Source organism: Glutamicibacter halophytocola, from assembly GCF_001302565.1.
GTDB lineage: Bacteria > Actinomycetota > Actinomycetes > Actinomycetales > Micrococcaceae > Glutamicibacter > Glutamicibacter halophytocola.
Genome location: NZ_CP012750.1, coordinates 1,915,425 through 1,928,346 on the forward strand (window position 1 = coordinate 1,915,425; position 12,922 = coordinate 1,928,346).

Here is a 12,922-nt window from a genome sequence, read left to right on the forward strand (position 1 = left end):
AAGACTAAACGCGTTGTGGCTACCAGAAACTCTAGTAGCCACAACGCGTTTCTGTCACTAAGCGGAATTTTCGCTAGCCGGCGGCGATCAATTCATCGCGAACCCTCAGCGCTTTCTCACGAAGCGCCGCTACATTCGGCCCCTCTTTCAAAACATCGCGGCTGCTCGTGCCGAGCACCTGCGAGTAGCTCGAGGCGAATGACCTGGCGATATCAATGGCTGTGGCACCCTGCGCACCCAGTCCAGGTGTCAGCAGCGGCGCCTTGCTCGCCTTCAGGTCGATTCCCAGCTTCTCAGGCGCGTCGCCGATCGTTGCTCCGACGACAAGCCCAACGTGGCCTAAATCTTCTGCAGCAGAATTTTCTGCGGTGACTTGGTCGATAATAGATTTAGCAACCGAGTTTTCACCGCCGACGTGCTGCACGGATGGCCCTTCCGGGTTGGAAGTCAGCCCGAGAACGAACACGCCCCTGCCAGTGGCGGCAGCCAGATCCAGCGCCGGCCGCAAGGACTCGTAGCCCAAATATGGGCTGAGAGTCACAGCGTCCGAAGCCAGCGGAGAGCGGTCATCAAGCCACGCGGTCGCATAGGCGGCCATGGTCGAACCGATATCTCCGCGCTTCGCATCGGCCAAGGTCAGCAGGCCAGCGGACTTGGCAGCAGCCAAGGTCTCTTCCAGCACCGCAAATCCGGCCGAGCCAAAGCGCTCATACAGGGCAACCTGCGGCTTGAGAATTGCCGCGGCGCCAACCATTGCCTCGACGACGGTCAGTGAGAAAGATCGCACGCCTTCGGCCGTGTCGTCCAGTCCCCAGGCTTCCAGCAACGCGGGGTGCGGGTCGATCCCCACACACAGCGGGCCGGAAGCCTGCATGGCCGAACGCAGCCGTTCGCCAAATGGGATCGGGCTAGGCATTGCGAGCTGCTGTCAGGTTGGCTTCGTGCTCCTGCAGGCTGGTGACATCCCATGCGTATTCACGCAGGGCGTCGATCGCCTGGACCGAGGCGCCGAACTCGGCAACCGTGGTGATCACCGGGGTGCCCACCGAGGTGGCGGCCGCGCGGATTTCGTAGCCGTCACCGCGGGCATCGGAACCCGACGGGGTGTTCAGGATCAGGCCGATTTCGCCGGCGTTGATCAGATCGACGATCGAGTCCCCGCCTTCGTGCAGCTTGCCCACAACCTTGGTCGGGATGCCGTTGCGGCGCAGCACCTCTGCGGTGCCGCCGGTGGAGATGATCTCGAAGCCGTTGTCCGACAAGTGCTTGACCGGAAGCACGATCGAGCGCTTGTCGCGGTTGGTGACCGAAACGAAGACCTTGCCGGAGGTTGGCAGCGGGTTGTTCGCCGCGGCCTGCGACTTGGCGAAGGCGGTGTCGAAGTACTTGTCGATACCCATCACTTCGCCGGTGGAGCGCATCTCTGGGCCGAGCAGCGAGTCGACGACCTTGCCTTCGGGAGTGCGGAAGCGGGCGAATGGCATGACCGCTTCCTTGACTGCGATCGGTGCCGAGTCCGGCAGGTGTGCGCCATCGCCGGAGGCCGGCAGGTAGCTGCCGCGCAGTTCGGCCAGGGTCTTGCCCACGCCGATCAGGGCGGCAATCTTGGACAGCTGCACCCCAGTGGCCTTGGAGGTGAACGGCACGGTGCGCGAGGCGCGGGGGTTTGCCTCGATCACGTAGAGGATGTCCGATGCCAGCGCGAACTGGATGTTGATCAGGCCGCGCACTCCCACGCCTTCGGCAATGGCCAAGGTCGCAGCCTTCACGCGGTCGCGCACATCAGGGCCCAGGGTGATCGGAGGCAGGGTGCACGCCGAGTCCCCGGAGTGCACGCCGGCTTCCTCGATGTGCTCCATGATGCCGCCAACGTACAGGTCGGTGCCGTCGTACAGGGCGTCGACGTCGATCTCGATGGCGTCTTCCAGGAAGCGGTCAACGAGGACCGGGTGGTCCACGGTGATCTCGGTGGCGTTGGCGATGTAGCGCTCGAGGTTGGCCTCGTCGTACACGATCTCCATGCCGCGGCCGCCCAGCACGTAGGAAGGGCGGACCAGCACCGGGTAGCCGATGGAGTCGGCGATGGCCTTGGCATCGGCGAAGGAGACGGCGGTGCCGTTCTTCGGGGCGATCAGCCCGGCGTTATCCAGCACGCGCTGGAAGGCGCCACGGTGTTCTGCCAGGTCGATGGCTTCCGGCGAGGTGCCCAGGATCGACACGCCGGCGGCCTTCAATTCGGCGGCAAGCTTCAGCGGGGTCTGGCCGCCGAGCTGCACGAACACGCCGAGCACTCCGCCGGTCTGCTCTTCGGCGTGGATGACCTCGAGGACATCTTCGAGGGTCAGCGGCTCGAAGTAGAGGCGATCGGAGATGTCGTAGTCGGTGGAGACGGTTTCCGGGTTGCAGTTGACCATGACGGTCTCGTAGCCCTCGGCGCGCAGCGCCATCACCGCGTGGACGCAGGAGTAGTCGAACTCGATGCCCTGGCCGATGCGGTTCGGGCCCGAGCCGAGGATGATGACCGACTTCTTCTCGTGGGTGGCCAGCTCGGTCTCTTCGTCGTACGAGGAGTACATGTACGGGGTGAAGGCCTCGAACTCGGCGGCGCAGGTGTCCACGGTCTTGTAGACCGGGCGCACGCCCAGCGCGTGGCGGATGCCGCGTATCACGGCCTCGGACTTGCCGGTGAGCTGGGCGAGCTGCGCATCGGAGAAGCCGTGGTGCTTGGCTTCGCGCAAAACCTCGACCGGCAGGTCCTTGTTCGCCGCCACCAGCTGCGCGGTCTCGTTGATCAGCGCCAGCTGGTCCAGGTACCAGGGGTCGATCGAGGTGGCTTCGTAGAGGCGCTCGATCGAAACACCCGAGTAGAGCAGGCGCTGGACTAGCGACAGGCGCTCGGTGGAGCCCTTGACGATGGAGGCCAGCACTGCTTCGTGCTCGGATTCGTCGATGGTCTCGAAGCTCAGCTCCGAGCCCTTCTGCTCTAGCGAGCGCAGGGCCTTCTGCAGGGCTTCGGTGAAGTTGCGGCCCAGGGCCATGGCCTCGCCGACCGACTTCATGGTGGTGGTCAGGGTCTTGTCCGCTGCCGGGAACTTCTCGAAGGCGAAGCGCGGGACCTTCACGACCACGTAGTCCAGGGCCGGCTCGAAGGAGGCCGGGGTCTTCTGGGTGATGTCGTTCGGGATCTCATCCAGGGTGTAGCCCACGGCCAGCTTGGTGGCGATCTTGGCGATCGCGAAGCCGGTGGCCTTGGAAGCCAGCGCGGAGGAGCGCGAAACGCGCGGGTTCATCTCGATGACCACCACGCGGCCGGTGTCCGGTTCGATGGCGAACTGGATGTTGCAGCCACCGGTGTCCACGCCGACCTCGCGGATCACGGCGATGGAGATGTCGCGCAGCTTCTGGTATTCGCGGTCGGTCAGGGTCATGGCCGGGGCCACGGTGATCGAGTCGCCGGTGTGCACGCCGACCGGATCGAAGTTCTCGATGGAGCAGACGACCACGACGTTGTCGTTCTTGTCGCGCATCATCTCCAGCTCGTACTCCTTCCAGCCCAGGATCGACTCCTCAAGGAGCACCTCGGTGGTGGGCGAGTACTGCAGGCCGGCTCCCGCGATGCGGCGCAGGTCTTCGGCGTTGTAGGCCATGCCCGAGCCCAGGCCGCCCATGGTGAACGAGGGGCGCACCACGACCGGGTACTTCAGCTCCTCGACGGCGGCGAAGGCCTCGTCCAGGGTGTGCACGATCACGGACTTGGCCGATTCGGCGCCGCAGCGCTCGACGACGCCCTTGAACTTCTCGCGGTCCTCGCCCAGCTCGATGGCTTCGATGTTCGCGCCGATCAGCTCGACGTTGTACTTTTCCAGGGCGCCGGACTTGTCCAGCGCGATGGCGGTGTTCAGCGCGGTCTGGCCGCCCAGGGTCGGCAGGATCGCATCCGGGCGCTCCTTGGCGATGATCTTCTCAACGACCTCCGGGGTGATCGGCTCCACGTAGGTGGCGTCGGCGAATTCCGGGTCGGTCATGATCGTCGCCGGGTTGGAGTTCACCAGGACAACGCGCAGGCCCTCTTCCTTGAGCACGCGCAGTGCCTGGGTGCCGGAGTAGTCGAATTCAGCGGCCTGTCCGATGACGATCGGGCCCGAACCGATGACGAGAACTGATTTCAGATCGGTGCGCTTAGGCATTACTTGCTGTCCTTTTCTGCGGCGGAATCCAACGCGGTGATGAAGCGGTCAAAGAGGTAGGCGGCATCGTGGGGGCCAGATGCCGCTTCTGGGTGGTACTGCACGGAGAAGGCCGGGATGTCCAGGCAGTTCAGGCCTTCGACCACGCGGTCGTTGAGCGAGAAGTGCGAAACCTCCACCTTGCCGAAGCGCTCGACCGGTGCGGTCAGTTCGCCCTCGATCGGGGCGTCCACGGCGAAACCGTGGTTCTGGCTGGTGATTTCCACCCGGCCGGTGGCCTTGTCCATCACCGGCTGGTTGATCCCGCGGTGGCCGAAGCGCAGCTTGTAGGTCTCAAAGCCCAGGGCGCGGCCGAGCATCTGGTTGCCGAAGCAGATGCCGAAGTATGGCAGGCCGGCGTCGAGCACCGAGCGGACCAGTTCCACCTGCTTGGTGGCGGTGGCAGGATCGCCCGGGCCGTTGGAGAAGAACACGCCGTTCGCGCCGGTGGCCTTGATATCCTCCAGGGTCGCATCGTGCGGCAGCACGTGCACGCGCAGGCCGCGTTCGGCCAGGCGGTGCGGGGTCATCGACTTCATGCCCAGGTCGATCGCGGCCACGGTGTGCTTGGCAGCGCCCTCGTAGCCGTGGTCGGACGGCTCGACGATGTAGGCCGAATCCACCGAAACTTCGGCGGAGATGTTCCGGCCGGCCATCGATGGCTGGGCCTTGACGATCTCGATCAGCTCGGCATCGGACTTCGCTGCGGCCTCGCCGGAGAACACGCCGGACTTCATGGCGCCGGCTTCGCGCAGGTGGCGGGTCAGGGCGCGGGTGTCCACGCCGCGGATGCCCACGATGCCGTATTCCTTCAGATCCTCATCCAAGGTGCGCTCGCTGCGCCAGTTGCTCGGACGGCGGGCGGCGTCGCGCACCACGTAGCCGGCGGCCCACATCCGGGTGGACTCCGGGTCTTGCGAGTTCACGCCGGTGTTGCCCACGTGCGGGAAGGTCTGCACGATGATCTGGTGCGCGTAGGAAGGGTCAGTCAGGGTTTCCTGGTAGCCGGTCATGCCGGTGGTGAAGACTGCTTCACCCAGGGTAGTGCCCACGGCGCCATAGCTGCGCCCGCGGAAGATGCGGCCATCTTCGAGTACCAACACGGCTGGTAGGTTGCTCAGGGAATTCACTTATTTGTCTCCTGCTCGGCTTACGTCGCCATGCGACGCCAGCAACTGATAAATCTTGGGGGTGTCCTCGGAGAACCGGGGACGGAATCCGGTGTCGAAATTGAAGCCTTCACGATTCCAGCTGATCACGATCAGCCCGTTCTTCTCGACAAATTTGCCGATCATCCCGTTCGATCGCCTGACCGCATCGAAGTGCTCCCATGGAATGTGCACATCGCGGCTGCCCGGCCTGACCAGATGCACACCGCTCGCCCCGAGTTCCAAGGTGGCGTTGGTGCGCACTCCCAGATCGTGCACGGCAATGCGATCGAGCCAGTCGTCGAACTTCGTGGTGGCCACGTACATTCCGCTGAAGCTGTGTTCGATCGAATCCTCGAAGGCCTCAAAGGGCTCGGGGATCTGCGCCTGGCGGGCCTTGAGGTTCCGCCAGCCGATCAGGATCAGCGAGATTCCGGCGATGATAACCAGAATCGTGATGATGACCGGGCCGAGTGCTCCCTCAGGCATGGGCCGCCCTTGGGGTTGCCAGCTGGCCATCGAGCACCGTGGGGTGGCCGTGGAAGAAGGTCGCGCGCACCGCTCCAGGAAGCTGCATGCCGGCGAACGGCGAATTGCGGCCCTTGGTGGCCATGGCCGAGGGATCCACCGTCCAGCGGGCGGCCGGGTCCACGAGGGCCAGGTTGGCTGGCTCCCCCACGGCGATCGGGCGGCCCTGGTCGGAAACGCGGCCGATCTGCGCCGGAACTTCGGAGGTGATGCGGGCGACGTCGGCCCAGTCCAGCAGCCCGGTGTCCACCAGCGTGTGCTGGACGATGGACAGGGCGGTTTCCAGTCCGGTCATGCCCATGGCGGCAGCCCCCCATTCGCAGTCCTTGGACTCGGAAGGGTGCGGTGCGTGGTCGGTGCCGATCACGTCGATGGTGCCATCGGCGACGCCGGCGCGCAGGGCCTGAACATCGGCTTCGCGGCGCAGCGGCGGGTTGACCTTGTAGACCGGGTCGAAGGTGCGCACCAGCTCATCGGTGAGCAGCAGGTGGTGCGGGGTGACCTCGGCGGTGACGTTGATTCCGCGCGCCTTGGCCCAGCGGATGATTTCCACCGAACCGGCGGTGGAGACGTGGCACACGTGCAGGCGGGCGCCGACGTGCTCGGCCAGCAGCACGTCGCGGGCGATGATCGACTCCTCGGCGACCGCTGGCCAGCCCGGCATGCCCAGGATCGAGGAGACTTCGCCCTCGTTCATCTGGGCGCCTTCGGTCAGCCGCGGCTCCTGGGCGTGCTGGGCGATGACCCCGTCGAAGGCCTTCACGTATTCCAGGGCGCGGCGCATCAGCAGCGGGTCCCAGACGCAGATGCCGTCATCGGAGAACATCTTGACCTGGGCGCGCGAGTCGGCCATGGCGCCGATTTCGCTCAGCTGCTTGCCGGCCAGGCCCACGGTGACCGCGCCGACCGGGCGGACATCCACCCATCCGGCCTTGCGGCCCAGCTCGTAGACCTGCTCGACCACGCCGGCGGTATCGGCCACCGGGGTGGAGTTGGCCATGGCGTGCACCGCGGTGTAGCCGCCCTTGGCCGCAGCCTGGGAACCGGTTTCCACGGTTTCGGCATCTTCGCGGCCCGGTTCGCGCAAGTGGGTGTGGGTATCAACGAGCCCTGGCAGCAGCACGAGATTCTTCGCGTCAACCACCTGGACGTCGCCGCTGGCTTCGATGGAGCCGATCTGGGCGATCTTCCCGTCGACGATCAGCACGTCCTGGGCTTCGCCGCCGAGGATGGCGGCCTGTTGGATCAAGTAGTTCATGGGTTCTTCTTTCAGATCAGGTCGCCGGAGAGGAGCATGTAGAGGCTGGCCATGCGCACGGCCACGCCATTGGTGACCTGGTCGAGCACGGTGGAACGCGGTGAATCCGCGGCGGCCGAGGAGATTTCCAGGCCCCGGTTCATCGGGCCCGGGTGCATGATCAGCGTTTCGGCGCCGCTGGAGTCCAGCTGGCCCAGGCGCGCATCATCCAGTCCCCAATAGCGCGAGTACTCGCGGGGGTTCGGGAAGTAGGCGGCGTTCATGCGCTCGCCCTGGACGCGCAGCATCATCAGCGCATCAACGCCCGACGCGATCACTGCGTCCAGGTCGTAGCTGATGGTGCAGGGCCAGGAGTGCGCACCCACCGGCAGCAGGGTTGGCGGGGCCACCATGGTGACCTCGGCGCCCAGGGTGTTCAGCAGCCACAGGTTGGAGCGAGCCACGCGGGAATGCAGAATATCCCCGACGATCGCGACCTTCAGCCCATCCAGGCCCTGCCCTGCTGGGCTGGTGCCATTGCGCAAGGCCACCTGGCGGCGCAGGGTGAATGCGTCCAGCAGCGCCTGGGTGGGGTGTTCGTGGGTGCCATCGCCAGCGTTGACGATCGGCAGGCCGATCCAATCGGTGGCAGCCAGGCGGGCCGGGGCCCCCGAGTCCGGGTGGCGGATGACTACCGCGTCGGCGCCGATGGCCAGCAGGGTCTGCGCGGTGTCCTTCAGCGATTCGCCCTTGGAGACGCTCGATCCCTTCGCGGAGAAGTTGATGACGTCAGCGCTCAGGCGCTTGGCGGCAGCCTCGAAGGAAATGCGGGTTCGGGTGGAGTCCTCGAAGAAGAGGTTCACCACGGTGCGTCCGCGCAGGGCCGGCAGCTTCTTGATGGCCCGGGTTCCGGATTCGCGCATTTCCTCGGCGATATCCAGGATGGAGATGGCTTCTTCGCGGGTCAAATCCGCGGTGGATAGCAGGTGCTTCACGCTACGCCCTCGATCATCACTTCGTTGGTTCCGTCGATTTCGGCCAGGTGCACACGCACCTTTTCGCTCTTGGCGGTGGGCAGGTTCTTGCCCACATGGTCGGCGCGGATGGGCAGTTCGCGGTGGCCGCGGTCCACGAGCACGGCGAGGCGGACGATGCGCGGACGGCCCCAGTCGGCGAGGGCATCCAGTGCGGCGCGAATAGTGCGGCCGGAGTAGAGCACGTCGTCAACCAGCACCACGACTTTTCCGTCGATCCCGCCGGCAGGAAGCCGGGTCGGCGACGGGGTGCGCGTGGTGGAGTGGCGGAGGTCATCGCGGTACATGGTGATGTCGAGCTGGCCGACAAGAGCTGCCGGGTCGAGATCGCCGGGCGCTGAAGCGGCGATGCGCTGCGCCAAGCGCTGGGCCAGCGGGAAACCGCGGCTGGGAATGCCCAGGAGCACAAGGTCGTCTGTGCCCTTATTGGCTTCGATGATCTCGAAAGCCACGCGAGTGAGTACACGATCGATATCGTCGCCGGTAAGCACCGTGCGCGATACATCTGGCACTGAATTTTCATTCATGCTGTGCACCTCTCCCTTCTCCGCCTCACAGGACGGGATTTAAAGGAATATTGCTACCTCAAATTATCACGAGCCCGCAGCGATTCCCTAGCGGAAAGCTATGCATGACACTGGATGGACAGTGAGATGCGCCACCTGATGCCGTGCCTGCCGCTGGCGCACCGGCGATTTAACGCAGATCGGTGCACGGATCGGGCTTCTGGGCCAGCTGCTGTTGGCTTTGGCACATCCCCTGGGCAGGTGTTCGATGGTAGGGCCGGCGCGCTATTGCCCCACGCGCCCGTCAATGCATTCGCGCAGCAAATCCGCGTGGCCGCAATGCCGGGCATATTCTTCGATCCGGTGCACCTGCAGTTCGCGCACGATCACCTCTTCCCGGCCAACACGCTGCCCGAGGTCCGCGAAGTTCGCCAGCGCCCGGTCCGTGGCGTGCTGCTCCTCATGGAGAATCTGCAGGGCCTGGGCAAGGCATTCGGGCTCGGGCCGCACCCCGTCGAAATCCGCACCGTGCCCGCCGTAGATTGGGGCAATCCTCTCGCCGTCGCTGATCCAATTGCGCCAGTCGCGTTCAACTTCGCCCAGATGGCGCAGGAGTCCGAGCAGGGACATGGTCGAAGGAGGCACAGAGCGCCGGGCCAGCTGCTCGGGTGCCAGGCCTTCGCATTTCAGCTCCAGGGTAAGCCGGTAATCCCGAAGGTATCTGGCGTAGGTTTCACACTCCCCTGCCGGATCCGGCTCGGTTGTATCCCTGGGATCCTGATCGGGGTCCAGCCACATGTCGGGGAGCTGGACCGATTCGCTCCATCGTTCAGGTACGTGGTTCATCCCGCCATTCTTGCCGGGCGGATCGAGCATGGCAAGAGGGCGTTCCAGGGCGCAAAAAAGCCTGGGCCGGAAAACCCCGCGAAGGGTGATCCGGCCCAGGCAATTGGACTGGGAAAAGAAACTAGTCGACCAGGGTGTCCTTGACGCTCTGGATCCGGCCCAGTACGCCATTGACGAACTCCGGGGACTCGTCGGTGGAGAGCTCGCGAACATTAACCACGGCTTCCGCCACGGCTACTGCATCGGGCACATCATCGTTGTAGAGCAATTCCCAAACGCCGATGCGCAAGGCAGCGCGGTCAACGGCCGGCATGCGCTCGATGGTCCAGTCCTTGACGTAGCTTTCAAGCACTTCGTCGATGCGGTCCAGATGGGCCATGACGCCTTCGACGATCGTCAACGAGTACTCATTGAGCACGATGTCCGAGTTTTCCCGGCGCGAGATGGCAACACCCATGGGGTCGACATCGCGGGCTTCAGCCTCAAACAGGAATTCGAGGGCTCGGCGACGGGCTTTGGCGCGGGCTCTCACTAGTTGACACGACCCAGGTAGTCGCCGGTGCGGGTGTCAACCTTGACCTTGGTGTTCTGCTCGACGAACAGCGGAACCTGGATTTCCTTGCCGGTTTCCAGGGTTGCTGGCTTGGTGCCGGCCGAGGAGCGGTCGCCCTGCAGGCCAGGCTCGGTGTAGGTGATTTCCAGAACGACCGAAGCTGGCAGTTCCAGGTACAGCGGGCTGCCATCGTGCATGGCGATGGTCAGTTCCTGGTTTTCCAGCATGTAGCCAGCGGTCTCGCCCACGGTTTCGCCCGGGACGGTGATCTGGTCATAGTCTTCCAGGTTCATGAAGACGTAGTCGTCGCCATCCTGGTAGAGGTACTGGTAATCGCGGCGGTCAACAGTTGCGGTTTCGATCTTGGTTCCGGCGTTGTAGGTCTTGTCGACCACCTTGCCGCTCATCACGTTGCGCATCTTGGTGCGGACGAAAGCGCCGCCCTTGCCTGGCTTGACGTGCTGGAAGTCGATGATGGTCCAGAGCTGGCCCTCGATCTTCAGAACCACGCCATTTTTAATGTCAGTTGTATCCGCCACGTTTCCTCAATCCTCTATTGACACCAGCATGCACTGGCATTATCAAAAATCCATATACAAGTTTACCCTACTCGGCCTCGGGCCGTTAGGGTTGCGCGCGGTGGCGCTCGTTACTGCGCGGCCCGCTCTTCGGCGATATTCAGGCAGATGCTCGATGCGTTGACCAGGTAGGCGTCATCGCCCAGCTCGATGCGCAGGTCCATCGCCTTGCGGAAACGCGTCGCCGCCGCCTTGAAATCGCCCTTCGCGAAGAAGGAAAGACCCAGGTGGTGGTGCATCAGCGGTTCGTAATCGGTGCCGGCGAACTCTTCGGAGAGCTTGCGCAGCCGATTGATCGCGCGATCAAAATCGCCCTGCATGCGGGTCAGCTCGGTATCCAGCACGCGCAGGTGCGCGTTGGTTGGATCGATCAGCCGGGATTCGGCGATCAGTTCGCCGGCGTCGGCAAGATCGCCGCGAGCCAACAGGATCATGACCTGGTCGGTAGGGGAACCAACCTGCATCTGGTGCTGCGCGGCCTGTTCGTCGGCGACGTAGGGCTTGAGGGTTACCGGGTCGATCAGGACGCCGTTGACCGAAGTCCCGACACCTTCCCGGTTTACCGATGCGACATCAATGGCGTATGCGGTGTGGTCGCCCATTTTCACTCCCCGATTTCCTGGTAGGCCGCGAACAGCAGCGAGTTATCCGGCACTTCGTAGATGCGCGGCTTGCCGATCTCTTCGAGCACGACGAAGCGCAGCTGGTTGCCACGCGCCTTCTTGTCCCGCTTCATGCCATCGAGCAAAGCGGCCCAGCGGTCGTTGCGGTAGCTGGTTGGCAGTCCCAGCGATGTCAAGATGCTCACATGGCGATCGGCGATCGCATCGGAGGTGTAGCCAACGGAGCGGCCCAGCTCGGCAGCGAAGCACAGGCCGATGGACACCGCGGCGCCGTGGCGCATCTGGTAGCGCTCGGCCAGCTCGATGGCATGGGCCAGGGTGTGGCCGTAGTTCAAGAATTCGCGATCGCCCGATTCCTTCAGGTCGCGTGAGACCACGTCGACCTTCACGGCGATGGTGCGTTCGATCAGCTCTCGCAGGCGTGCGCTGGCCGGGTTGATGGCGTCTTGCGGATCTTCTTCGATCAGTTCCAGAATGCGCTCATCGGCGATGAATCCGGTCTTGACAATTTCAGCCATGCCGGTGACCAGTTCGTTCTTCGGCAACGTGGCCAGGGCGTCGAGGTCCGCGAGCACGGCGGCAGGAGGGTGGAATGCGCCCACCAGGTTCTTGCCTTCGGCGGTATTGATGCCGGTCTTGCCGCCTACCGCGGCGTCGACCATGGCCAGCAGGGAGGTCGGAATGTGAATGACCTTGACCCCGCGCAGCCAGGTGGCTGCCACAAAACCGGCCAGGTCGGTGACGGCGCCGCCGCCAACGGAGATGACCGCGTCGCTGCGGGTGAAATCATTCTTGCCCAGAACTTCCCAGCAGAAGGAAGCCACCTGGATGTGCTTGCCTTCTTCGGCATCCGGGATCTCTGCGGTCAGTGCTTCCAGGCCGGCATTGGCCAGTTCATCACGAACCACGTCGCCGGTGGTGCGCAGCGCGCGAGGGTGGATCACCAAAACCTTCTTGACCGAAGGTCCGAGCAGTTCGGGCAGGTGCCCCAACAATCCGTTGCCAACCAGTACTGGGTACGATTCGGCGGCCGTGTTTCCCGAGACCTTTAAAGTGGTCGGTGCTAATGGCATCAGTCTTGTTCCTCCTGATGGTGCTGATTTGTCTAGCGTACGCGTGGGATTGTCGAGAACTGGCATCTCGTGGCGCTAATCACAGCTGGTCGAGTTGCGGCAAAATCTCTTCGACAATTTGTAGAACAGACTTTCCGTCAACCACAACGTGCACGTCAGCCAGCATTTCGTAAATTGGACGGCGCTTTTCGTAGACCGAAGCCCAGACGGTGAGTGCTTCGTCACCTGCCAGCAATGGCCGATTGGAGTCCGCCTTGATCCGCTCGGCCGCTGCCTGCATGCCCAGCTCCAGGTAGATGACGGTGCCGCGGGAAAGCAGCTGCTGGTTCTCCTCGCGGAGCACCGCTCCGCCACCGGTGGCGACAACCCCGGTGAGCAGGCGCGCCAAGGCCTGGACTTCCAGGTCGCGGAAATGCGCTTCGCCATGCTCGGCAAAAATTTGCGGAATCGTGCCGTGATGGGCCACGACCGTCGCGTCGGAATCGGCAAAACTGGTTGATAAGGCCGTGGCCAGTGACCTGCCCACGGTGGACTTGCCACTGGCCATCGGACCAATGAGGTAAATCATTA

Annotated in this window: 13 protein-coding genes; all 13 read right to left on the reverse strand. The window is 64.0% G+C overall.

Features of this window, described 5'->3' with window-relative positions; all coding sequences use genetic code 11:
* Positions 1-73: 73 nt before the first annotated feature.
* The 13 genes from pyrF to AOZ07_RS08870 all read right to left on the reverse strand — a co-directional run bounded on the left by pyrF (position 74) and on the right by AOZ07_RS08870 (position 12,920).
* Positions 74-916 (reverse strand): orotidine-5'-phosphate decarboxylase, encoded by an 843-nt coding sequence (gene pyrF / locus AOZ07_RS08810; RefSeq protein WP_060701655.1) that lies wholly within the window; start codon positions 914-916, stop codon positions 74-76.
* A complete protein-coding gene (gene carB, locus AOZ07_RS08815; protein ID WP_060701656.1) occupies positions 909-4,187 on the reverse strand; it encodes a carbamoyl-phosphate synthase large subunit in 3,279 nt (1,092 codons plus the stop codon). Before carB ends, pyrF begins: the two co-directional genes overlap by 8 nt.
* Positions 4,187-5,356 carry a glutamine-hydrolyzing carbamoyl-phosphate synthase small subunit gene (carA, locus tag AOZ07_RS08820; RefSeq protein WP_060701657.1) on the reverse strand — a complete coding sequence of 390 codons (1,170 nt, stop codon included), beginning with the start codon at positions 5,354-5,356 and terminating at the stop codon, positions 4,187-4,189. The genes carB and carA overlap by 1 nt, the downstream gene beginning before the upstream one ends.
* Complete coding sequence (locus tag AOZ07_RS08825; RefSeq protein ID WP_060701658.1) at positions 5,357-5,863, reverse strand: PH-like domain-containing protein; 507 nt, start codon at positions 5,861-5,863, stop codon at positions 5,357-5,359.
* Complete coding sequence (locus AOZ07_RS08830) at positions 5,856-7,160, reverse strand: dihydroorotase (RefSeq protein WP_060701659.1); 1,305 nt, start codon at positions 7,158-7,160, stop codon at positions 5,856-5,858. Before AOZ07_RS08830 ends, AOZ07_RS08825 begins: the two co-directional genes overlap by 8 nt.
* An 11-nt stretch (positions 7,161-7,171) precedes the next feature.
* Positions 7,172-8,134 (reverse strand): aspartate carbamoyltransferase catalytic subunit, encoded by a 963-nt coding sequence (locus AOZ07_RS08835; protein ID WP_060701660.1) that lies wholly within the window; start codon positions 8,132-8,134, stop codon positions 7,172-7,174.
* On the reverse strand, positions 8,131-8,700 hold the full coding sequence (gene pyrR / locus AOZ07_RS08840) for a bifunctional pyr operon transcriptional regulator/uracil phosphoribosyltransferase PyrR (RefSeq protein WP_060701661.1): 570 nt from the start codon (positions 8,698-8,700) through the stop codon (positions 8,131-8,133). Before pyrR ends, AOZ07_RS08835 begins: the two co-directional genes overlap by 4 nt.
* Before the next feature lie 264 nt (positions 8,701-8,964).
* A complete protein-coding gene (locus AOZ07_RS08845; protein ID WP_060703390.1) occupies positions 8,965-9,525 on the reverse strand; it encodes a mycothiol transferase in 561 nt (186 codons plus the stop codon).
* A 121-nt stretch (positions 9,526-9,646) separates the two neighbouring features.
* A complete protein-coding gene (nusB, locus tag AOZ07_RS08850) occupies positions 9,647-10,057 on the reverse strand; it encodes a transcription antitermination factor NusB (protein ID WP_060701662.1) in 411 nt (136 codons plus the stop codon).
* Entirely contained in the window at positions 10,057-10,617 is a 561-nt protein-coding gene (gene efp / locus AOZ07_RS08855; protein WP_060701663.1) for an elongation factor P, read from the reverse strand. Before efp ends, nusB begins: the two co-directional genes overlap by 1 nt.
* 110 nt (positions 10,618-10,727) lie before the next feature.
* Positions 10,728-11,258 (reverse strand): hypothetical protein, encoded by a 531-nt coding sequence (locus AOZ07_RS08860; protein ID WP_060701664.1) that lies wholly within the window; start codon positions 11,256-11,258, stop codon positions 10,728-10,730.
* Between the two features lie 2 nt (positions 11,259-11,260).
* Positions 11,261-12,352 carry a 3-dehydroquinate synthase gene (gene aroB, locus AOZ07_RS08865; RefSeq protein ID WP_060701665.1) on the reverse strand — a complete coding sequence of 364 codons (1,092 nt, stop codon included), beginning with the start codon at positions 12,350-12,352 and terminating at the stop codon, positions 11,261-11,263.
* Between the two features lie 79 nt (positions 12,353-12,431).
* A complete protein-coding gene (locus AOZ07_RS08870; RefSeq protein WP_060701666.1) occupies positions 12,432-12,920 on the reverse strand; it encodes a shikimate kinase in 489 nt (162 codons plus the stop codon).
* Positions 12,921-12,922 lie beyond the last annotated feature (2 nt).